We start from the raw sequence: 21,511 nt of genomic DNA, 5'->3' as shown, positions 1-21,511 counted from the left end.
GTCGTCTCATTCTCCGGATCATCCGTCTCCCTCGGCGGCACCCAGGATGCCGGGGAGAGCCTGAACAAGCGCGTCCACTTCGTCGTCGCCGAGGTTCAGCGGCGGCATCAGTCGTACGACATCGGGGGCGGGCGCGTTCACCAGGAAACCGGCGTCCTGAGCCGCCTGCTGCACCTGCGGCGCGAGCGGCTCGGTGAGCACGATACCCAGGAGGAGTCCGGCACCCCGGACGTGGGCGATCAAGGAGTGCCCCAGTGACTCGATTCCGTCCCGCAGCTTCTCGCTCTGCCGCTTGACGTTCTCCAGCAACCCGTCGTTCGCGATCGTGTCGAGGACGGCGAGTCCCGCCGCGCACGCGACCGGGTTCCCGCCGAAGGTCGTGCCGTGCTGCCCCGGCTGGAGCAGCTCCGCGGCCCGCCCGAAGGCGACGGTCGCGCCGAGCGGCAGTCCGCCGCCGAGCTGCTTGGCGAGGGTGACCACGTCCGGCAGCACGCCCTCGTGGGCCTGGTACTCGAACCAGTGCCCAGTACGGCCGATGCCGGTCTGCACCTCGTCCAGGACCAGCAGCGCGCCCTTGGCCGCCGTGATCGCCCGGGCCGCCTTGAGGTAGCCGGCCGGGGGCACCACGACACCGTTCTCGCCCTGGATGGGCTCGATGACGACGAGTGCGGTGTCCTCGGTGACCGCGGCGGCCAGGGCCTGTGCGTCGCCGTACGGCACATGCGTGACCTCGGCGGGCAGCGGCAGGAAGGGGGTCCGCTTGGCGGGCTGGCCGGTGAGTGCGAGGGCGCCCATGGTCCGGCCGTGGAAGCCGCCGTCGGTGGCGACCATGTGGGTGCGCCCGGTCAGCCGGCCGATCTTGAAGGCGGCCTCGACGGACTCGGCGCCGGAGTTGCAGAAGAAGACCTTGCCGTCCCGGCCGAAGAGCTGGAGCAGCCGCTCGGCGAGGGCGACGGTGGGCTCCGCCATGAAGAAGTTGGAGATGTGGCCGAGGGCGGCGATCTGCTTGCTGACGGCCTCGACGATCGCCGGGTGGGCGTGACCGAGCGCGTTGGTCGCGATGCCGCCGACGAAGTCGTAGTACTGCCTGCCCTCGCTGTCCCAGACCTTGAGGCCCTCACCGCCGACGAGAGGCAGGCGCGGGGTGCCGTAGTTGTTCATGAGCGAGCCCTGCCACCGCTCGGTCAGTTCCGTGTTGCTCATGAATCCCCCTGTCCGTCCGGCACGACCATCGTGCCGATGCCCTCGTCGGTGAAGATCTCCAGCAGGATCGAGTGCTGGACCCGCCCGTCGATGACCCGGGCCGTGGTCACGCCGTTGCGTACGGCGTGCAGGCAGCCCTCCATCTTCGGGACCATGCCGGAGCTCAACTCCGGCAGCAGCTTCTCCAGTTGGGAAGCCGTGAGGCGGCTGATCACCTCGTCGCTGTGGGGCCAGTCCTCGTAGAGGCCCTCGACGTCCGTGAGGACCATGAGGGTTTCGGCGTCAAGAGCAGCAGCGAGTGCCGCAGCCGCCGTATCAGCATTGACGTTGTAGACATGTCCGTCGTCCTGGCTACGGGCGATCGAGGAGACGACCGGGATCCGGCCGTCGGCGAGCAGCGCCTGGATCGCGCCCGTGTCGATCGCGGTGATCTCGCCGACCCGCCCGATGTCGACCAACTCGCCGTCGATCTCGGGCTGGTGCTTGGTGGCGCTGATGGTGTGCGCGTCCTCGCCGGTCAACCCGACGGCGAGGGGCCCGTGTTGGTTGAGCAGGTTGACCAGCTCGCGTTGCACCTGCCCGGCGAGCACCATCCGTACGACGTCCATGGCGTCCTCGGTGGTGACGCGCAGGCCGGCCTTGAACTCGCTGACGATGCCGTGCTTGTCGAGGGCGGCGCTGATCTGCGGGCCGCCGCCGTGCACGACGACCGGCTTGAGCCCGGCGTGGTGCAGGAACACGACGTCCTGGGCGAACGCGGCCTTGAGGTCCTCGTCGATCATGGCGTTGCCGCCGAACTTGATGACGACGGTCTTGCCGTTGTGGCGGACCAGCCAGGGCAGCGCCTCGATGAGGATCTGGGCCTTGGGGAGCGCGGTGTGCTTGCGGGTGGATCCAGTGCTCATGACGAGTAGGCGCTGTTCTCGTGGACGTAGTCGGCGGTGAGGTCGTTGGTCCAGATGGTGGCGGTCTCGGAGCCGGCCGAGAGGTCGGCGACGATGTGCACCTCGCGGTAGCGCATGTCGACCTTGTCGCGGTCCTCGCCGACGCCGCCGTTCTTGCAGACCCAGACGCCGTTGATGGCGACGTTCAACCGGTCGGGCTCGAAGACGGCCTTCGTGGTGCCGATGGCGCTCAGGACGCGGCCCCAGTTGGGGTCCTCGCCGTGGATCGCGCACTTGAGGAGGTTGTTGCGGGCGATGGACCGGCCCACTTCGACGGCGTCGTCCTCGCTCGCGGCGCCCACCACCTCGACCTTGATGTCCTTGCTGGCGCCCTCGGCGTCCCGGATGAGCTGCTGGCCGAGGTCGTCGCAGACGGTCCGTACGGCCTCGGCGAACTCCTCGTACTCCGGGGTGACTTCGGAGGCGCCGGAGGCAAGCAGCAGCACGGTGTCGTTGGTGGACATGCAGCCGTCGGAGTCGACGCGGTCGAAGGTGGTCCGGGTGGCGGCCCGCAAGGCCCGGTCCAGGGCCTCGCTCTCCAGGTCCGCGTCGGTGGTGAGGACGACGAGCATGGTGGCGAGGCCGGGGGCGAGCATGCCCGCGCCCTTGGCCATGCCGCCGACGGTCCAGCCGTCCTTGGTCACGACCGACGTCTTGTGGACGGTGTCGGTGGTCTTGATGGCGATGGCGGCCTTCTCACCGCCGTGCTCGGACAGCTGCGCCGCGGCGGCCTCGACTCCCGGCAGGAGCTTGTCCATCGGGAGCAGCAGGCCGATGAGCCCGGTGGAGGCGACCGCCACCTCACCCGCGCCGATGTCCAGCACCTCGGCGACCTTCTCGGCGGTGGCGTGCGTGTCCTGGAAGCCCTTGGTGCCCGTACAGGCGTTGGCACCACCGGAGTTGAGGACGACGGCGGAGAGCTGACCGCTCTTGAGGACCTGCTCGGACCACAGGACGGGCGCGGCCTTCACGCGGTTGGAGGTGAAGACGCCGGCGGCGGCGCGGCGGGGCCCGGTGTTGACCACGAGGGCCAGGTCCGGGTTGCCGTTCTCCTTGATTCCGGCGGCGATACCGGCCGCCTGGAATCCCTTTGCTGCCGTGACGCTCACGGTGCGACTCCGATCGTGGAAAGACCGAGCTCCTCGGGGAGACCGAGGGCGAGGTTCATGCTCTGGACGGCACCGCCCGCGGTGCCCTTGGCCAGGTTGTCGATGGCGCTGATCGCGATGATGCGGCCCACGGCCTCGTCGAGGACGACCTGCACCTGAACGCCGTTGGAACCGTAGACGGACGCCGTGGCGGGCCACTGGCCCTCGGGCAGCAGGTGCACGAAGGGCTCGTCGGCGAAGGCCTTCTCGTAGGCGGCGCGGACGGACTCGGCGGTGACGCCGGGCTTCGCCTTGGCGCTGCAGGTGGCGAGGATGCCGCGGGGCATCGGCGCGAGGGTCGGGGTGAAGGAGACGCTCACCTCGGAACCGGCCGCCGCGCTGAGGTTCTGGACGATCTCGGGGGTGTGCCGGTGGCCGCCGCCGACGCCGTACGGCGACATGGAGCCCATGACCTCGCTGCCCAGCAGGTTCGGCTTGGGCGCCTTGCCCGCGCCGGAGGTGCCGGAGGCGGCGACGATCACGGCCTCGGGCTCGGCGAGGCCGGCGGTGTAGGCCGGGAAGAGGGCGAGCGTGACGGCGGTCGGATAGCAGCCGGGCACCGCGATCCGCCTGGTCCCCTCCAGCGCGGCGCGGGCACCCGGCAGTTCGGGAAGGCCGTAGGGCCAGGTGCCGGCGTGCTCGGAGCCGTAGAACTTCTCCCAGTCGGCCGCGTCCTTCAGCCGGAAGTCGGCGCCCATGTCGACGACGAGGACGTCCGGGCCGAGCTGTTCGGCGACGGCGGCGGACTGTCCGTGCGGCAGGGCAAGATAGACGACGTCGTGTCCGGCGAGGACGTCGGCCGTGGTCTCCTGGAGTACCCGGTCGGCCAGCGGCAGCAGGTGCGGCTGGAGCGCGCCGAGCTTCTGCCCGGCGTTGGAGTTGCCGGTCAGCGCGCCGACCTCGACCTCGGGGTGCGCGAGGAGCAGTCGCAGGACCTCACCGCCCGCGTACCCGCTCGCTCCGGCCACCGCCGCACGTACCGCCATGTCATCCTCCTCCTGGATGGCATGACTATACGTTTCGCTGCACGTTTATGCAACCGAATGCATACTCACGCCCCCCTCCTGCGCACGGCTCCGAACACGCCGAGCCCGACGAGAACCGCGAGCGAACCGCCCCCGACCGCCGTGCCCAGTCGCAGTCCGGGTGGATGAAAAGCGCAGGTGACGCGGGTCGAGGTGCCGTCGAGGGGGACGGCGACCAGGCCGTGGTACTCCTTCGCGGGTACGGCGGCCGCGTCACCGGACGCGCAGCGCCAGCCGGCGATCCGGGGCGCGGCCACCACGGCGACGCCCTTGCTGCCCGCCGGGAGCTCGGCCCGGATCGTGCCGCCCGAGCCGGAGACGGTCACCTTCGTGGCACCGGAGGCCTTGAGCTGCCGTACGACGGAGTGCAGACGGCCGGTGTCCAGGCAGCCGACCGCCTGGTCCGGCACGACGCCCAGCCGGTTCGGGGACAGCTCGATCGTGAGGCGCCCGGAGTCCGGGACCGTGCCGAGCCGCTGCATGGCGGCGATCTTGGTGAGGGGCCGCCAGTCGGCCCGGAACCGTCCGGTCAGGCCGTGGGCGGAGGGTCCGGTGAGCCGCGCGGTGCCCGCGAAGTGCGGCGCCCAGAGGTAGACCTCGCTGCCCGCCCGGCACCGGGCGGTGAGCGTCGCCTTTCCCCCTACCCGCACGCCGTGGCGCCGGTCGGTACTGCGGTCCGGTCGCTTTCCGGCGCTGTTGAGCACGGTGATGCGCGGCAGGGTGTAGACGCGGGCGCCCAGCAGCAGTTCCTGGTTGCGGTAGGGCGACGGCCCGAAGGCACCGGTCGCGGCGGACGGCCGTACCGTCACCAGGGGCGGGACGTCCTCGCGGGTCACTCTCTCCCCGGTGCCGTCCTGCGGGAACCAGTTCTGGTGCGGGTCCGGCGGGGAGTGCACCCGGGCGCCCACCGAGAAGATGACGTCCGTGACCGCGTTGTCCAGGCTCTGGAGGCTGCGGCCGCCCGAGGTCCAACCGCCGCCGAGGGCGGTGAGCGTGCTGCTGAGCACGGCCGAGGTGTGGCTGCTGTAGTACTGGGCGCCCTGCCCGCCGACCTCCAGCGGGTCGTTGCCGACGGTGTGTTCCCGGCCGGGGTCGGTGCGGTAGTGGGGCCAGCCGTCGGCCTGTGCGATCGCGTCCGCCTGGTCCCGCTGCCGGTCGCCCCAGGGGGCGTAGTCGTCCATGTGCCCGAACCGCGTCCGGGTGGCCACGGCGGAGGTGGCGGTGGCCTCACCCAGCTGGGCCCCGACGAGCAGGACGGCGGCGAGCGCTGCCGGGGCCATGCGCAGTACAGGTCGCTCACGGCCGAGCAGGACCAGCCCGAGCAGCGCGCCCACCGCCGCGATCAGGAACACCGGCCAGGCGAAGGAACGGACCAGCTGGCTGCCGCTCGCGACGACCGCGATCAGCGCGAGCAGCCCGGTCGCCGCTGCCAGGGCCCGCCGGTCGAGGGGGCCGTAGGAGAGGGTGTGCCAGGCGGCGATCACCAGCAGGGCGCACACCACGAAGGTCTGGCGGTACGAACTGCCCTGCGGGGCGGCGAAGGCGTGCCAGAGCAGATGGGTCGGGCGCCACTGCATCGACAGGGTCACGACGAGCAGCAGAAGCGTCCACCCCGCGCGCACCCGGCGGGGGGCCGCCCGGTGGAAGGGCAGGGCCAGGGCGAGCAGCAGTGCCGCGGTGCCGACGAAGAGCGCCGGGGAGCCGAAGCTGTACGTCGTCGGCAGCAGCCGCGCCAGCAGGTCCTGCGTGCCCACCGGAGCGAACCGGGTGAACCGGCCCTCGGAGGCGTGCGCGCTGCCGAAGTACACGACCGTCACCAGGGGTGCGGCCAGGCCCATGCCGAGGGCGAAGGTCACAGCGGCCCGGCCCGCCGCGGTGAGCCTGCGGCGGCGGGGCAGGTCGGCCAGCCACAGCCGGAGCAGGAACACCAGAGCGGCGGCGAGCGTGGCCATGTAGGCCGTGTAGAAGTTGGCGATCCACGCGGCCGTCACCACCAGCACCCCGAGAAGCGGGCGCCGGCCGCTCAGGACACACTCGCCCACCAGGCACAGCAGCGGCAGGGCGATCAGCCCGTCGAGCCACATGAGGTTGTACGAGGCGCTCGCCACCGTCCAGCCGCACAGGGCGTAGGACGCGCCCAGCAGGCCAGCCGCCCACCAGCGCCCGGGCCGCAGCCTCGGCAGCAGCCAGGCCATGGCGGCACCGGCGCACGCGATCTTCAGCACGGTGATCACGTACACCGCGAGGTCGATCTCGTCCCGCGGGAACACCGCCACGAGCGGCGCGAACGGGCTGGTGAGATAGGTGCCGAGGTCGGGCAGGAAGCCGGCGCCGAATCCCGACTGCCAGTTGACGAGGAGGCCGCCGGTGCCCCGTCCGTGCAGCAGGTCCCACAGGTGCGCATGGAAGGGCACGTACTGGTTGCCCAGGTCGTTGACGTTCCGGGTGCGCGGCCCGAAGGGGTAACTGCGGGCGACGGCGTCGGCCGCGCAGAGCACGACGACGGTGATGGTCGCCGCCAGCAGGGCGGCCTGCCCCGGTCCGGGCTGCGGCCGCTCCCCCGTGAGGTGGTTCGCTGTCTTCGGTTCGGGCGGGACGGTCGGTCGCACGCCCTGTTGGCTGGTCAATTCAGGCCCCCGTCCGGGGTGTTCACCCCGTGCGTTGTCACTGCGCCGATTTAGACCATGGGTGCATACGGTTGGTTGTCCGACCGCCGATGGCGGTGAAGTGAACTCCGTACGACCCGGAGGCCAACGGCGGCCGAGGGGGACGTACGGATGGAGGGAGCCGACATGAGCGAGAGCACCACCCGCGAGGAGCGTTTCGCGCGCGGCCTGGAGATGCTGGGGAGCGTCAACCCCGAGGTAGGGCAGCTGGTCGTCGACTCGCTCGCCGACATCAGCCCGGAGATGAGCCACCAGATCATCGCCTGGGGGTTCGGCGAGATCTACTCACGGCCACAACTCGCTCCCCGAGACCGCCAGTTGGTCACGCTGGGCATGCTCACCGCGCTCGGCGGCTGTGAGACCCAGCTGGAGGTGCACATCAACACGGCCCTGAACGTGGGCCTGACCCCCGAGCAGATCGTCGAGGCGCTGTTGCAGTCGGCCGGGTACTGCGGATTCCCCAGGGCCCTGAACGCCACGGCCGTGGCGAAGAAGGTCTTCGGCGAGCGGGGGCTGCTGCCCGTCGGACAGCAGCCCGCCGACCCGTCGGCTACCTCTGCCTGATCCTCAGGAAGGTGACCGAGTTCGCCGGGAAGGTGTACGAGAACTTCCCGGCGACCCCGTCGAAGGTGGACGTCACCGGGGCGACCGCGGTCGACGTCTCGCTGTTCACGGCGTCGGGGCCGGCCGCCAGGGTGGTGACCCGGGCCCTGGAGGCGACCTTGGCCCGGCCCAGGTCGATCGCCGTACGGGCGGCCGCGTCCTGGGCGTTGACGACCTTGACGATCAGGTCACCCGTCTTCTGGTCCTTGGTCACGACCTGGCGGAACGGCTCGGCCGGCTTGTCGTCGGTGAAGCTGCCCCACTCCTGCCCGTCGAGGTAGAGGGTCACCTGGCGGCCGCGGACCTTGACGTCGATGTCGTAGGCGCGGCCGATCTCGACCGATCCGGCCTTGGAGATCAGCGTCGACTTGCCGCCGCCGACGGCCTGTTCGACGGCGCTCTGGGTGTTGTTCCAGCCGCCGATGTTCCACCAGTAGTAGTTGCCGGTGTCCTTCACCCCGAAGGCGACGAGGAAGCCCTCCTTGCCGGCCGTCTTGGTGGCCTTCACCTTCAGGTCGTAGTCGTGCCAGGACGGGTCGCCGGCCGAGACCATGGTGTTCTCGGCGTTCACGTCCGTCTGCACGTACTGCCCGTCCTGGACGCTCCAGCTGCCGCCGCCGGTGTGAGTCCACTGGGCGGCGCCGCCGCTGAAGTCGTCGGTGAGCAGGGGGGTCCCGTCGGCACCGGTGACCTTCACGTCGTCGTACGCCGCCGTCGTCGCCCAGGTCGAGAGGCCCACGGCGCCGGTGATCGGGGCGAGCAGCGAGGGCGTGCCGGTGGCCGTGGAGGGCACCACGCGGTCGCCGACGTTGTTCATGAACAGCTTCTGGACCTCGTAGTTGGCGGAGTTCCAGGAGGCGTGGTTGTTGAACCAGACCAGGTCCGGGCGCCACTGGACGTAGTCCTCGTTGGCGAACAGCGGGGCGTAGGAGGCGAGTTTGACGACGTCGGCGTTGCGCTCCAGGCCGGTCATGAACGCGGCCTCGGTGAGGCCGTTCTTGAAGGTGTTGCCCTGGGAGGCGTACTCGCCGAGGAAGACCTTCGGGCCGCTGCGGTCGTAGGAGTCGTAGCGGTCGTTGTTCTGCAGGAACCACTGCGGGCTGTTGTAGTAGTGCTCGTCGACCATGTCGACCTTGGCGTCCTTGTTGAGCTGCCAGGCCGTGTCGAAGGTCGAACCCGAGTCGTCCGGGCCGGAGTTGGAGATCACCTGGATGTCCGGGTACTTCGCCTGGATGGCGGCGCGGAACTCCTTGAACCGGGCGAAGAACTCCTCCGGCAGGTTCTCCTCGTTGCCGACCTCGATGTGGGTGAGGTGGAAGGGCTTGGCGTGGCCCATCCTCGCCCGCACCTTGCCCCACGTGGAGCTCGCCGGGCCGTTGGCGAACTCGATGAGGTCGAGGGTGTCCTGGATGTGCCGCTTGAGCAGTGCCTCGTCGGCGACGGCCTTGTTCTGGCCGCAGCCGGTCACCAGGGCGGGGACGACGGGCAGCGGCATGGCGCCGATGTCCTCGGAGAGGCGGAAGTACTCGTAGTAGCCGAGGCCGTAACTCTGGTTGTAGCCCCAGAAGTTGGCGTTGGTGGCACGCTGCTCGACCGGGCCGACGGTGTCCTTCCACTGGTACGAGCGCTTGCGCTGGTAGCCGGAGGTCTCGCTGTAGTCCTCCATCGAGCCCGTGTTGACCAGGCAGCCGCCCGGGAAGCGCACGAAGCCCGGGTGCAGGGCGGCGACCTTCTCGGCGAGGTCCTTGCGCAGCCCGTTGGGTTCACCGCGGTAGGTGTCGCGCGGGAAGAGGGAGACCATGTCGAGAGCGGCCGCGGCGGAGGAGGCCACGGTCAGACGGCCGTTGCTGCTGGTCCTTGTCGCGGCGAGGGTGGCTTTGTACTGGGCCCAGCCGCTCTTCGTCACGGCCACCTTGCGGGCGGTGGCGAGCGTGCCGTCGGCGTCCTGCAGGGAGACCGTGAGCGCCGTACCGGCGTCCGCGCGGGCCCACACCGAGAAGTCGTACTTCTTGCCCTCGTCCACGTGGATGCCGGTGTTGTATCCGGCGTTCGTGACGGACGAACCGGCAGCCAGGGAGAGGTAGGTGCGGTTGCGCTCGTTGAGGCGCCCGCCGTCGTTCAGCACCTGGGCGGTGCCCTGCACCGTCCACGAGGTCAGCGGGGTGTACGAGGAGTTGTCGGCGGTGGAGTACTCGAAGGACCGGTTCTGCACGAGCTCGGCGTACAGACCGCCGTCGGCGGCCCGGTTGATGTCCTCGAAGAAGACGCCGTACATCGTGTCGTCGATCTTCGCGCCCTTGGCGGCCGGGTCGACGGTGATCGCGTAGTCGGTGACGTCCTCGGCATGGGCGGGGGCGGGGACCAGACCGGCGGCCACCAGGAAGGCGGTGGCGCTGAGACCGAGTCTCCAGCGGGTGCGTGACATGGATGCTCCGCGGCTCTCTGTCGACAGTGACGTTCGAAATATCAAACGATGATCAGCACTTCGAACGGCAAGATAGGGAGGGTGATCCCGAGCGTCAACGGGTTGAGCGGCTTCGAAAGTGTCGGAAGGGATCGGAGGGGCGGGGCGGATGGGCGGGTTCTGGCCAGTGACGGATGTGCTGGAGTATCTGGCCGGGAGCTGGCGGACCGAGCGAACCGTGCGGGATCTGGTGAGCGGGGGCGAGGGGCGGTTCTCCGGTACGACCGTTTTCGGCCGGCAGGAGGGCGGCGGACTGCTGTCCCAGGAGTCGGGCGTCTTCGTCTGGCTGGGCGTCCCGCGCCCCGCGGAACGGACGCTCCGCTTCCTGCCGGGCGGGACACCGGGCACGGCGCACGTCCACTTCTCCGACGGGCGGCCCTTCCACGACCTCGACCTGACGTCCGGCCACCATGCCGCCGACCACCCCTGCGCGGAGGACCTCTACCGCGGCGACTTCACCGTCCTGGACGCGGACCACTGGCGCACGGAGTGGCGGGTCGGCGGCCCGGCGAAGGACCTGGTCCTGACGACCGAGTACACACGCGGGACGACGGACGCGGACGACGCAGCCGGGCCGACCGGAGTCGCCCGGCGCCTTCTGAACACCCGGACCGGCTGACCGCCGCGGGCACGAGACGGCCGACGACTCACCGCGTGAGCCCCGGGCACGAGACGGTCGGCAACCCACCACGCGACGCCGACAGCCACGCGCACGAGACCGGCAGCGCGGCAAGCCCTTGGCGGCCACCCAAGCCCGCGGCCGGCATGCCCGCCCGGGGCAGGCAGGGCCTCACCACACCAGCCTGCGTCCGGCCGACACAAGTGGCCCTCGGCAACCCACCCGAACCCAGCGTCGGCCACCCCGCGAGGGTCCCACCACGCCAAGCCCCCGGCGACCCCCGCACGAAACCGTCTGCGGCCCCACCCAGCAGAACACCCCGCAGCCACCCGCGCGAGACAACCCGCGACCCGGCCGCGCCGACCCCCCGACCCCCCGACCGCCCCAGACCGTCGGCGACCCCCGCTACGCCCGCGCAGGCTGAGTAGGGACCCCCTCGAAACGTAGGTTCCAGCGGCCGGACCTGCCGGTCACGGTGGTCGCCGACAGGGGGCGTACGTCGATGTTCCAGTAGGTCGACGGTGGGGCCTTCAGCGCGTACACCAGCGCGGCCCGGATCACGGCGGGTTCCGCGACGGCGACGACCCGGCCGCCGTCCTCCACCGGCCGGGTGTCGAGCCATTCCCCCACCCGCGAGATGAAGGTCAGCAGTGACTCGCCGCCGTGCGGGGTCGCCTGCGGGTCGGCGAGCCAGGCGTCCACTGACTCCGGCTCGCGGGCCATCGCCTCGCCGAGGGTCAGCCCGCGCCAGCGCCCCATGTCACAGTCCCGCAGGGCGAGCTGGACCAGAGGGGAGTAGCCGAGGGCGTCCCCGGTGGCGCGGCTGCGGGGCGTCGGCGAGCAGTACCGCAGCTCGGCCGCCGCGAGGGGCAGCAGTTCGCGCGCCACACCCAGCACCTCGTCCCAGCCGGCCTGGTCGAGCGGACGGTCGTCCTCGAACCGCTCGGCGAGCAGCGAGGAACTGCGCGCGGCGGCGACGAACGTGACCCGAAGTTGCATGCGGCGATCGTGAGCCGCGAAAGTTCGCAGGTCAAGAGGTGTTACCGGGGAGTTACCGAGGGCGCCCCGGGGCTCACTGCCCGGGGACCAGCGCCATCCACCGATCGGGCTCGGCGAGCGGCGCGAACCCCAGTTTCTCGTACACCCCGTGGGCGTCGTGGGTGGCGAGCAGAATGCGCCGGAGGCCGTTGGGCCGCAGGTGCTCGCACACCGCCCCGACCAACGCCGTGCCGAGCCCCTCGCCACGCACCGACCGGTCGACGTACACATCACACAGCCAGGCGAAGGTGGCCAGATCGGTGATGACCCGCGCATACGCCACCTGACCGCCTGATTCCACCGCGTACACCCCGAAGTTGAGCGAGCCGGCGATCGCCCGGTCCTGCTTCTCCCGGGGCCGCCCCATCGCCCAGTACGCGTCGGTCGACAGCCAGTGGTGCACCCGTCCGGCGTCGATCCGGTCGGGGTCGGTGGAGATCTCGTAGCCCTCGGGGAGGGGCGGGGTGTCGTTCATGCCGGGAGGTTCGCAGGCCCCGGTCGTCGCCGTCGAACTCTTTTCCCGAGAGGCGTTGTCAGTGCCGAGTGCGATGCTGCGGAGCATGACGGGGATGACGACCGCCACGGATTACGGGTGGCTGAGGGAGCAGTACGCGCTTCTGATGGAGGCGTACTGCGTCACGCTGGTCCGGGACATCGCGCCCGAGGAGCTGTTGGAGGAGCTGGGGGCCGACGGACGGATCCGGATCGTCGGCGTGGCCGGACTGAGCGGGCCGTCGCACGAACTCCCCGCTCCTTCCCGGGCGTTCGTCGGGGCGACGGCGATCGGCCACTGGACGCTGATGGTGGAGTTCAACGGCTACCTGGGCGTCACCGACCAGGCCATGCTGCCCGTCTCGCGCGGTCGCACAGTGGTCTCCCACTTCCTCAACGTCAACGCCGTGGACAGCTTCTGCTGGTACGAGGACGGTGATCTGCGCCTGCATTTCCAGCCCCTCTTCGCCGACGAGCGCTACGGCAGCCACCCCGACGAACTCCTCACCGAGATGCGGGAGTCGGGCTTCGAACTGACCGAGCGCGAGGAGGACGGCGATTACGACGCGTACTACTCGACCCTGACCGGCGCCTCCTTCGCCCTCGCCCACCGTCTCACCGGCATACGCCTGACGCCGGAGCTCTTCGCCACCGCAGAGTTCCTGTGCGGGGTCGCGCCGGTGCCGCGCGGCTAGAGCACCTCGGCACAGGCCGTACGGAGCCGTCGTACCCCTTCCGCGATCTCCCCCGCCCCGGCCACCGCCGCAAAGCTCAACCGGACGTGACCGGCGGGGGGTTCGGCGCTGAAGTACGGGCGGCCAGGGGTGATCGCCACGCCCGCGCGGAGGGCCGCGGCGGTCAGGGCGGTCTCGTCCGTACCGTCCGGGAGGCGGAGCCAGAGGTGGTAGCCGCCCGACGGGATGTGCGGGAGGGCGAGTTCGGGGAGGTCGAGGCGGAGGGCGGTGGTCATGGTGTCCCGGCGCATCTTCAACTCCGCCGAGATCGTGCGCAGATGGCGGGGCCAGGCCGGCGAGCCGACGAGTTCCAGGGCCGCCTCCTGGAGAGGGCGGGGGACGAAGAAGGTGTCGACGATCTGGATCGCGCGCAGACGCTCCAGCACCGGGCCGCGTGCGGCGAGCGCGCTCACCCGGAAGCTCGGCGAGGTCGCCTTGGTCAGCGAACTCACATGGACGACGACTCCGTCGGGGTCCTCGGCGGCCAGCGGACGCGGCAAGGGGCCCGCGTCCTCGTGCACGAGCCGTCGTACGAAGTCGTCCTCGACGACGAACGCACCGGCCTCGCGGGCGATCCGCAGCACCTCGCCCCGGCGCTCGGGGGCCAGTACCGCCCCGGTCGGGTTCTGGAACAGCGGCTGGCACACGAACACCCGGGCGCCGGTCGCCCGGAACGCGTCGGCGAGCAGGCCCGGCTTCACCCCGTCCGGATCCACCGGGACGGGGACGGGGCGAAGGCCCGCCGAGCGCGCGATCGCCAGCATGCCGGGGTAGGTGGGCGACTCGACGAGTACGGGTGCGCCGGGCGGGGCGAGCGCGCGCAGCGCGGTCGTGAGCGCCGACTGTCCGCCCGCGGTGATCAGCACCTCCGCGGCCGTGACCGCCCCGCCGATGTTCCGCGCGAACCACTCGCGCAGCTCCGGCAGCCCCTCCGTCGGCGGCCGACCCCAGGCCCCCGGGCGGCGGCCCGCACGGGCCAGAGCCGCGGACATCGCGCGCTCCGGCTGGAGAGTGGGGTGCAGATAGCCGCCGTTGAACTCGACCACCCCGGGCGGCGGGGCGGCCAGCGAGACCAGGACACCGGACGCGTCCACCGAGCGCGGTACGAGGTCGGCGGCGCCGTCGGCGCTCAGCGCGACCTCCTGCCAGGAGGTGTCCCCGGCCGCGGTGGCGGTGGTGCGCGGCTGTGCGCGGAAGGCGCCGGCGCCGGGGCGGGTGACCACCAGGCCCTCGGCGGCGAGCTGGGCGAGGGCCCGGGAGACGGTCACCGGGCTGACCCGGAACCGGTCGACGAGAGCTCGGCTCGACGGGAGCTTTCCACCTGGAGAGTAGCGGTTCAGCTCCCGCCGGAGCTGTTCCGCCAGTTCGGTGACGCTGCTACGCTCGTGCATGAGAGTACAGAGTAGCGCTATCGCACCGACCGGGATAGCGGTTCCCGCCCCCGCCAGGTCCTTCGGCACCCTCCAGGCCGCTCTCGGGGTCGCCGCGTTCTCCCTCACCTTCCCCGCGACGGCGTGGGGTCTGGAGGGCTTCGGGCCGTGGTCCCTCGTCGCTGTGCGGAGCGTGCTCGCGGCACTCGTCGGCGCGGGCTGTCTGCTGGCCCTGCGCGTGCGGGTGCCGAGCCGTCGTCACTGGCCGGGGCTCGCGGTCGTCGCCGCCGGGGTCGTCGTCGGCTTCCCGCTGCTGACCACGCTCGCTCTCCGGACGTCCACCACCGCGCACGCGGCGGTCGTGGTGGGCCTGCTCCCCCTGACGACGGCGTTGTTCTCCGCCCTGCGCATGGGCACCCGTCCCTCACGCACCTTCTGGACGGCCGCGCTGGCGGGCGCCGCCGCCGTGGTCGCCTTCACCGTGCAGCAGAGCGGCGGTGCCCTGACCGCCGCCGACCTGTATCTCTTCGCGGCGCTGCTGGTGTGCGCGGCCGGCTACACCGAGGGCGGCCGGCTGGCCCGGGTCATGCCCGGCTGGCAGGTCATCGCCTGGGCGCTGGTGCTGTGCCTGCCGATCGGCGTGCCTGCGGCGGCTCTCGCGCTGTCGTACGAGCCCGTGCACCTCACCGCGCACAGCGTCGCCGGGCTGCTGTGGGTGGCGGCGGGCTCGCAGTTCCTCGGCCTGGTCGTCTGGTACCGGGGCATGGCGGCGATCGGGATCCCCAGGGCCAGCCAGTTGCAGTTGGCCCAGCCCCTGCTCACACTGGTGTGGTCGGTGCTGCTGCTCGGCGAGCACCTGACGGTGGCCGCCCCGCTGACGGCCGCGGCGGTGCTCGTGTGCATCGCCGTCACCCAGCGGGCGCGGGGCTGACGGCGCGCACGCGCCGGTCCAACCGGGCCCCCGCGCCGTAAAATCGGGGCCACGGACCGCTACTCCCGCACTTGGTGATGAGGAGGCCCCAGACGATGCGTGCAACCGTGGGCGACCAGCTTGTCCAGCACGGCAGGGTGGTCGGACAGCAGGACAAGGTCGGCGAGATCGTCGAGGTGATGGGCCGGGAGGGCAATCCCCCGTACCGCGTCCGCTTCGAGGACGGGCACGAGGGCGTGTGCTCACCCGGCCCCGACACCGAGATCAGGCACCGGTTCCAGCAGACCGCCCGGTGACCCGGCGCGGGGGCGCCGCCGGCCCCTGGTAGTGGTCGGCGACCACCCGCGCCATCGCCCCGACGCGGTCGACGGTGACCTCCTTGGCGGCGAAGAAGACATGCCCGCGCACCTGTGGGTACTCGCGCGCGAGCGTGAGGTGCCGGGACAGCTCCGCGGGGTCCTGCCAGGCCGCGGGCTGTGCCGGGTCCCCCGCCTTGTAGAGCGCCTCGCCGAGGTACAGCCTGGTCCTGCTGCCGCGCGCCTGCTGCGCCCACCAGGGCACGAGTGCGGCGTAGTCGGCCGCCGCGAAGCCGATGTTCCAGTAGAGCTGGGGCACGAGGTAGTCGATCCAGCCCTCCCGCACCCACTTGCGGGTGTCCGCGAAGTTGTCGTCGTACGACTGCACACCCGCGCGCGTGTCCGAGCCGAGCGGGTCGGTGGCCGCGTTGCGCCACACCCCGAAGGGGCTGATGCCGAACTGTGCGGTGGGCCGGATCCGCTTGATACGGGCCGCGGTCTCCAGGACCAGCTTGTCGATGTTGTCCCGCCGCCAGTCGGCCCGGTTGGAGAAGGCGCCGCCGTACGCGTCGTAGGCCGCGTCGTCGTCGAAGGTCTGGCCGGCCACCGGGTAGGGGTAGAAGTAGTCGTCGAAGTGGACCGCGTCCACCGGGTACTTGCGCACCGCGTCGAGGATCGCGTCCTGGACGAAGGCACGGACCTCCGGCAGCCCGGGGTTGTAGTAGAGCTTCCCGCCGTACGGCACCACCCAGTCCGGGTGGACACGTGCGGGGTGCGAGGCGACCAGCCGCGTCGGGTCGGCGTGGTTGGCGACGCGGTACGGGTTGAACCAGGCATGCAGTTGCAGGCCCCGCCGGTGCGCCTCGGCGACGGCGGTGCCGAGCGGGTCCCAGCCGGGGCTCACGCCCTGCGTCCCGCTGAGGTACTGCGACCACGGCTCGTACGGCGAGGGCCACAGGGCGTCGGCGGTGGGCCGCACCTGGAACATCACCGCGTTCAGCCGGTCCGCCGCCGCCCGGTCGAGGTGGGCGATCAGCTCCGCGCGCTGCTGTGCGGCACTCAGCCCCGGCTTCGACGGCCAGTCCCGGTTGGAGACGGTGGCGAGCCACACGCCCCGCATCCCGGTCGCCGCCCGTCTCCTCGGGCGGCCCGGCGCGGCGGCCGCTCCCGAGGCCGTCGTCAGGGTGGACAGCGCGGCCAGCGCGAAGGCCCGGCGCGACAGACGTCCCATGTGCACACTCCCCCAACACCATGGATCCGCTCGGTCACGGATCGTTTCCGCGCCCCAGAATGCCCGAACGATGGCGGACCCAGACGATCGATCATCGATACTTGGGAGTAACGTGCTCGAACGGAGCAGGATCCGGCCACGGCCGGCCTGCCCCCAGGTGAAGATCAGCGAAAGGGACGAAGTGACGGACTTCCCGGCCGGAGACATCGCGCGCGTAGGAGTGGTGGGCTGCGGCCAGATGGGGGCGGGCATCGCCGAGGTGTGCGCCCGCGCCGGTCTGGACGTGAGGGTCGCCGAGACCACCGGCGAGGCCCTGGAGATCGGCCGTACCCGGCTGTTCAACTCCCTGACGAAGGCCGCCGAACGCGGCAAGATCACCGAGGAGGAGCTGGCGGCGACGCAGGCCCGGCTGAGCTTCACCACCGACCTCGGCGAGTTCGCGGACCGCGATCTGGTCATCGAGGCCGTCGTGGAGAACGAGCAGGTGAAGACCGAGATCTTCCAGGTCCTCGACCAGGTGGTGACCCGCCCGGACGCGATCCTGGCCTCCAACACCTCCTCCATCCCGCTGGTGCGCCTCGCGGTCGCCACCTCGCGGCCCGACCAGGTCGTCGGCATCCACTTCTTCAACCCGGCCCCGGTGCAGAAGCTCGTCGAGCTGATCCCGGCGCTCACCACCTCCGAGGGCACCCTGGCCCGCGCGCAGCGGTTCGCCGAGAAGCTGCTCGGCAAGCACGCGATCCGCGCCCAGGACCGCTCCGGCTTCGTGGTCAACGCGCTGCTGATCCCGTATCTCCTGTCCGCAATCCGGATGTTCGAGTCGGGCATCGCCAGCCGCGAGGACATCGACAACGGCATGGAGCTGGGCTGCGCCCACCCGATGGGCCCGCTGAAGCTGTCCGACCTGATCGGCCTGGACACCGTCGCCTCGGTCGCGTACTCGATGTACGAGGAGTACAAGGAACCGCTGTACGCCGCTCCCCCGCTGCTCCAGCGCATGGTCGACGCGGGCCGGCTGGGCCGGAAGTCCGGCTCGGGCTTCTACACCTACGGCTGACCCGCACCCTGTCCGTTCCAGGGTGCTGATGACACAGTGCTACGAACGTGGGCCCGGCACTCCTTCGAGTGCCGGGCCCACGCCATTCACACACCGTGTGCGCAGCGGGCCCGCATATGCCCGTCGCACACTCTCCCCACGCGCTCACCAGGCGAGTTGACTCTTCATGCGCATGCAAGGGATGTGACGACTACGGAAAGGAGCGGACCTGTGACCGCCGAACCGGAGCATCCCGTGGTCCATGGAGAACTCGCAGAGTTACGACGCCGTCTCGATGTCGCGTACGCACGCGTCGAGGGGGGACTGGCTCTGCTCAGTCACCGTACGGAGGAGACGGACAAGGAGATCGACGATCTGAGCGCCCGGATCATCGCCCTGGAGCACGCCCGCTGGCCGCTTCCCGCAGTCGCGGCGATCACCGCCGTGGGCGCGCTCGTCGTGGCGATCTGGCAGGCCCTCGGCCGCTGAGGCTCCGGGACATCGGTGGGGGATCAGGGCAAGCTGTCCTGACCGAGCCTCAGTTGGTGCAACAGGAGTAACGCGGCCGCCATGTTGGCGGCCGGGACCTCCCCGCGGACGACCATGTCGGGAACGAGCTTGAGGGGGACCCATTCCCGGCGGTCGGACTCGAAGTCGTCCACGGGGTGCCCGACGTACTCGCCCTCGTCGGCCCAGTAGATGTGGTGCCGGGCGTCGGTGAGCCCGTTGGACGGCTCCACGCTCATGAGGTGCTGGAGCGGCCCCGGCCGCCAGCCGGTCTCTTCCTCGAGTTCCCTGGCGGCCGCGACGGCGATGTCCTCGCCGTCCTCGACCACCCCCGCGGCCAGCTCCCAGCCCCAGCTGTCGGTGATGAAGCGATGGCGCCACAGCAGCAGGACCTCGTTGGCCTCGTTCACCACCGTGGCGACGGCGACCGGCCGCAGCCGTATCAGGAAGTGGTCGAGATGCCGGCCGTCCGGCAGCTCGACATCGGCAAGATTGACGCGGAACCAGCGGTTTTCATACACAGTTCGTTCGTTCTGTTTCGTCCACTGCACGGTTCTGCCACCTTCCGTCGAGTAAGTGGCAATATCGCAGCAGGGACTGTGGGGTGTCGGCGTCCGTGTGCCGGCCTACAGGGGCACGCGCAGTGCGCCGTCGATCAGTTCGGCTGCCGCGGCCGTGCCCGCGCAGCCACTGCGGACGAGGTGTTCGCGCACCGCTCTGAGTCTGTCGCGCAGCCGCTGGGACTCCATTCCGCGCGCCTGTTCCGCCATCTGTACGGCCGTGGCCACCGCCTTGTCGGCGTTGCCCTGGCGCAGCTCGATCGTGCTGAGCATGGCGAGCCGGTGCACCCGGCCCCGGTCGTGGGCCGGGTTGTCGACGGCGGCCGCCGCGTGCGCGGCCGCTGCCGCGAGTTCGCCGAGGCTGAGGAGCGCCTCCGCCACCTGGACGTTGACGAGGCCCGGCTGGACATAGCCGGTCTCGTCTGGCTCGTATCCGCGCCGGATGCGTTCGGCGGCCTGCTCGGCCCGCCGGATGCAGGACAGCGCGGTCGTCCCGTCGCCGAGGTGGGCGTACGCCTTGGCCTGCATCGCGTAGAGATCGCAGGCGAGCGCCGGGGTGATGTGCTTGCCGGCGGCCCGCAGCGCGGCCTCGGCGAAGGCGACGGCCTGGCGGTACTCCCGCATGAACAGGGCCTGGTTGACCAGCAGCGCGATGACGTACGCGCCGAGTCCCCGGTCGCCGCTGGCTTTGGCGAGCCTGAGGGCCTGGTGGAAGTAGCGCTGGGCGAGACCGTGGGCGTCGGAGTCGTAGGCGCAGATGCCGGCGACCGCGACCAGTCCGCCGGTGGCGCGGTGCAGTTGGCGGCCCGTCTCGTCGGTGTAGCTGCCGCGCAGCAGCGGGGCGGCCTCGGCGTTGAGGAAGCCGACGATGCGGCTCCGGGTCGCCACCCCGCCGGCCTTGCGGTACATCTGCTCGTAGTGGGTGCGTGCCGCGCGGAGCATCTCGATGTCGGCGTGGGTGACGCGGTGCCGGCCGCCGCGCGAGACGTCGACGTCCTCGGGCGGGTTCTCCCACTCCCACACGGGCATGACGGCGGGCGTGCCGGTGACCGCCGGGGCGCCCAGGATGTGCGGGCGTTGCTGTTCGTCGGAGCGCCACAGGGCGGTGGCCCGCTCGACGAAGCCGGACAGGGAGGTACCGTGCGGGACGGACGGTTCGCCGGGCACGCCGAGGCCGATGTCGTCGAGGGTGACGGAGCGTCGGAGCCGGCCCGCGAGCACCTCGCAGATCAGGTCGGGCACCTGGCCGCGCGGGCGCTGCCCCTTCAACCACCGCGCCACGGCGGTGTGTTCGTACCTGAGCGCGAGGCCGCGCGCCCTCCCTGCCTGATTCACGTGCGCGGCTAGCCCCGCGTGCGAGATCCCGGCTTCGTCGAGGATCGCGTCGAGCAGAGTGTTGGGCTGCATCCATGCCCCCCGGGTGGCTCGGTGCCGTCAGATTAGTGGGTCCGCCTTCACACGGGGTGTGATCGGAGTGCCCGAATCCGCAGCGTGCGCGCACTGTTGCGGAGAGTTTCCAGTCGGTTGACTGAAATGCCTCGCAAGAGGACGGCCGGGCCGCCGGCTCCCCCTCGTACAGTGCGGTGGCCCGGCCGTGGACCTGACCGGGAAGGGTGAGGGTGCTGACGGTCGTTCCGAACTGCCAGCAGGGCGACGTCGTCCTTGGGCGTGCCGCCCGTGTGGTCCAGCAACGCCGTGAAGACCCTGCCCACTACCGCCTGGGGTGGGACCTCCACGGCCTCCTGCAGGACTTCGGGCAGGGGAAAGAACCGGCCATCAGCGTCCCTGGCGTCCTCGGCGCCGTCCGTGTGCAGGACCAGGGTCTCGCCCGGGAGCAGAGGGCCGCACTGCAGCCCCGACAAGTCGTCGGGCAGTGGGAACGGCCCGAGGGGAGGCATCGGGTCGGCGCAGGACAGCGGCTCGACCCCTGAGCCACTGAGCCGGTACGGCCACGGATGACCGCAGTTCAGGCTGCGCAGCATGCCGTCCGCGCCGATCTCCAGCAGCAGTACGGTGACGAAGTCCTCGGTGACCGCGCCGTCCCGTTCGGCGCGCTCGCGCAGGTGCCGGGCGAGCGCACGGTCGAGTCTGCGCAGCACTCCCCCGAGTTCGGGCTCGTCATGGACGGCCTCGCGGAAGCTGCCGAGGACCGCGGCGGCCGTACCGATGGCAGCAAGGCCGTGACCGCGGACGTCCCCCATGACGACCCGTACGCCGTGTTCCGTGGCGACCGCCTCGTACAGGTCGCCGCCGATGGTGGCGCCCCGGTCGGCGGACATCTGGGCGGCGGCCACGGTGAGCCCGTCGATGCGCGGGGGCAGGGACCGCAGCAGCACGCGCTGGGCGGCGCTCGCGACCTGGCGGGCCTGCCGGAGCTCCCGCAGCAGGGCGCGCCGGGCGTGGACGATCAGCCCGGTGCCGACCGCGAAGAACACGGCGGTGGTGACGACCCGGGCGCCCAGGGCGTTCTGCTGGGCGAGCGGGCGGGTCAGCTTGTAGGTGATCGCGACGGCACCCCACATGGTGGGCAGCCCCGTCGAGAGCACACGGCGCAGCGACCCCGCCCGGGGAACCGCAGCCTTGACGCACATCATGCCGATGGCCCCCCCAAACAGGCCCTGCACACGCAATCGGACCGACCTCG

Annotated in this window: 20 protein-coding genes; 7 read left to right on the top strand and 13 right to left on the bottom strand. The window is 71.2% G+C overall.

Annotated elements, in window-relative coordinates:
- Positions 1–18 precede the first annotated feature (18 nt).
- From ACZ39I_RS27880 to ACZ39I_RS27860, 5 genes are all read right to left on the bottom strand, one after another.
- Positions 19–1,203, bottom strand: a complete 1,185-nt coding sequence (locus ACZ39I_RS27880) for an acetylornithine transaminase (RefSeq protein WP_467247347.1) — start codon at positions 1,201–1,203, stop codon at positions 19–21.
- Positions 1,200–2,108 (bottom strand): acetylglutamate kinase, encoded by a 909-nt coding sequence (gene argB, locus ACZ39I_RS27875; protein WP_352390056.1) that lies wholly within the window; start codon positions 2,106–2,108, stop codon positions 1,200–1,202. Before argB ends, ACZ39I_RS27880 begins: the two co-directional genes overlap by 4 nt.
- Complete coding sequence (gene argJ, locus ACZ39I_RS27870) at positions 2,105–3,256, bottom strand: bifunctional glutamate N-acetyltransferase/amino-acid acetyltransferase ArgJ (protein WP_467247345.1); 1,152 nt, start codon at positions 3,254–3,256, stop codon at positions 2,105–2,107. Before argJ ends, argB begins: the two co-directional genes overlap by 4 nt.
- Positions 3,253–4,281 carry an N-acetyl-gamma-glutamyl-phosphate reductase gene (argC, locus tag ACZ39I_RS27865; RefSeq protein WP_467247343.1) on the bottom strand — a complete coding sequence of 343 codons (1,029 nt, stop codon included), beginning with the start codon at positions 4,279–4,281 and terminating at the stop codon, positions 3,253–3,255. The genes argJ and argC overlap by 4 nt, the downstream gene beginning before the upstream one ends.
- A 65-nt stretch (positions 4,282–4,346) precedes the next feature.
- Positions 4,347–6,929, bottom strand: a complete 2,583-nt coding sequence (locus ACZ39I_RS27860) for a YfhO family protein (protein ID WP_467247342.1) — start codon at positions 6,927–6,929, stop codon at positions 4,347–4,349.
- A gap of 183 nt (positions 6,930–7,112) precedes the next feature.
- On the opposite strand from ACZ39I_RS27860, the gene ACZ39I_RS27855 reads away from it, so the two are divergent.
- Positions 7,113–7,550 (top strand): carboxymuconolactone decarboxylase family protein, encoded by a 438-nt coding sequence (locus ACZ39I_RS27855; RefSeq protein WP_352390060.1) that lies wholly within the window; start codon positions 7,113–7,115, stop codon positions 7,548–7,550.
- Here ACZ39I_RS27855 and ACZ39I_RS27850 read toward each other — a convergent pair.
- Entirely contained in the window at positions 7,537–10,014 is a 2,478-nt protein-coding gene (locus tag ACZ39I_RS27850; protein WP_467247340.1) for an alpha-L-arabinofuranosidase C-terminal domain-containing protein, read from the bottom strand. The two genes, ACZ39I_RS27855 and ACZ39I_RS27850, sit on opposite strands and share 14 nt — an antisense overlap.
- A 148-nt stretch (positions 10,015–10,162) precedes the next feature.
- Here ACZ39I_RS27850 and ACZ39I_RS27845 point away from each other — a divergent pair, with 148 nt between their 5' ends.
- Positions 10,163–10,672 carry a DUF6314 family protein gene (locus tag ACZ39I_RS27845; RefSeq protein ID WP_467247338.1) on the top strand — a complete coding sequence of 170 codons (510 nt, stop codon included), beginning with the start codon at positions 10,163–10,165 and terminating at the stop codon, positions 10,670–10,672.
- Between the two features lie 405 nt (positions 10,673–11,077).
- Here ACZ39I_RS27845 and ACZ39I_RS27840 read toward each other — a convergent pair whose 3' ends face one another.
- Together ACZ39I_RS27840 and ACZ39I_RS27835 are read right to left on the bottom strand one after the other, a co-directional pair.
- Positions 11,078–11,671 carry a histidine phosphatase family protein gene (locus tag ACZ39I_RS27840; RefSeq protein ID WP_467247337.1) on the bottom strand — a complete coding sequence of 198 codons (594 nt, stop codon included), beginning with the start codon at positions 11,669–11,671 and terminating at the stop codon, positions 11,078–11,080.
- Positions 11,672–11,744: 73 nt separating this feature from the next.
- On the bottom strand, positions 11,745–12,185 hold the full coding sequence (locus ACZ39I_RS27835) for a GNAT family N-acetyltransferase (protein ID WP_467247335.1): 441 nt from the start codon (positions 12,183–12,185) through the stop codon (positions 11,745–11,747).
- A 94-nt stretch (positions 12,186–12,279) separates the two neighbouring features.
- On the opposite strand from ACZ39I_RS27835, the gene ACZ39I_RS27830 reads away from it, so the two are divergent.
- Positions 12,280–12,897, top strand: a complete 618-nt coding sequence (locus ACZ39I_RS27830) for a DUF6461 domain-containing protein (RefSeq protein ID WP_467247333.1) — start codon at positions 12,280–12,282, stop codon at positions 12,895–12,897.
- Here ACZ39I_RS27830 and ACZ39I_RS27825 read toward each other — a convergent pair.
- Positions 12,894–14,327, bottom strand: coding sequence for an aminotransferase-like domain-containing protein (locus ACZ39I_RS27825; RefSeq protein ID WP_467247331.1), 1,434 nt, complete (start codon positions 14,325–14,327; stop codon positions 12,894–12,896). The two genes, ACZ39I_RS27830 and ACZ39I_RS27825, sit on opposite strands and share 4 nt — an antisense overlap.
- Between ACZ39I_RS27825 and ACZ39I_RS27820 the strand changes: the two genes are divergently transcribed.
- Together ACZ39I_RS27820 and ACZ39I_RS27815 are read left to right on the top strand one after the other, a co-directional pair.
- Positions 14,326–15,237: a DMT family transporter gene (locus ACZ39I_RS27820; RefSeq protein WP_467247330.1), complete on the top strand. Its 912-nt coding sequence runs from the start codon at positions 14,326–14,328 to the stop codon at positions 15,235–15,237. The two genes, ACZ39I_RS27825 and ACZ39I_RS27820, sit on opposite strands and share 2 nt — an antisense overlap.
- Positions 15,238–15,332: 95 nt before the next feature.
- Complete coding sequence (locus ACZ39I_RS27815; RefSeq protein WP_467247328.1) at positions 15,333–15,533, top strand: DUF1918 domain-containing protein; 201 nt, start codon at positions 15,333–15,335, stop codon at positions 15,531–15,533.
- Here ACZ39I_RS27815 and ACZ39I_RS27810 read toward each other — a convergent pair.
- Positions 15,502–16,764, bottom strand: coding sequence for a glycoside hydrolase family 10-like protein (locus ACZ39I_RS27810; protein ID WP_467247326.1), 1,263 nt, complete (start codon positions 16,762–16,764; stop codon positions 15,502–15,504). The genes ACZ39I_RS27815 and ACZ39I_RS27810 overlap by 32 nt on opposite strands.
- A gap of 181 nt (positions 16,765–16,945) precedes the next feature.
- Between ACZ39I_RS27810 and ACZ39I_RS27805 the strand changes: the two genes are divergently transcribed.
- Complete coding sequence (locus tag ACZ39I_RS27805; RefSeq protein ID WP_467247324.1) at positions 16,946–17,821, top strand: 3-hydroxybutyryl-CoA dehydrogenase; 876 nt, start codon at positions 16,946–16,948, stop codon at positions 17,819–17,821.
- A gap of 210 nt (positions 17,822–18,031) precedes the next feature.
- A complete protein-coding gene (locus ACZ39I_RS27800; protein ID WP_031056219.1) occupies positions 18,032–18,289 on the top strand; it encodes a hypothetical protein in 258 nt (85 codons plus the stop codon).
- Positions 18,290–18,312: 23 nt separating this feature from the next.
- Here the strand turns inward: ACZ39I_RS27800 and ACZ39I_RS27795 are convergent, their stop codons facing one another.
- The 3 genes from ACZ39I_RS27795 to ACZ39I_RS27785 form a co-directional block, all read right to left on the bottom strand.
- Positions 18,313–18,858, bottom strand: a complete 546-nt coding sequence (locus tag ACZ39I_RS27795; RefSeq protein ID WP_352390072.1) for an NUDIX hydrolase — start codon at positions 18,856–18,858, stop codon at positions 18,313–18,315.
- 75 nt (positions 18,859–18,933) lie between these two features.
- Positions 18,934–20,274, bottom strand: coding sequence for a transcriptional regulator (locus ACZ39I_RS27790; protein WP_467247322.1), 1,341 nt, complete (start codon positions 20,272–20,274; stop codon positions 18,934–18,936).
- Between the two features lie 47 nt (positions 20,275–20,321).
- Positions 20,322–21,461 carry a PP2C family protein-serine/threonine phosphatase gene (locus ACZ39I_RS27785; protein ID WP_467247320.1) on the bottom strand — a complete coding sequence of 380 codons (1,140 nt, stop codon included), beginning with the start codon at positions 21,459–21,461 and terminating at the stop codon, positions 20,322–20,324.
- Between the last annotated feature and the right edge of the window lie 50 nt (positions 21,462–21,511).

It is taken from the genome of Streptomyces sp. NPDC024687 (assembly GCF_055559055.1).
Note: the sequence above shows the minus strand (reverse complement) of the source record. Positions and strands in the feature narration are given on the sequence as shown.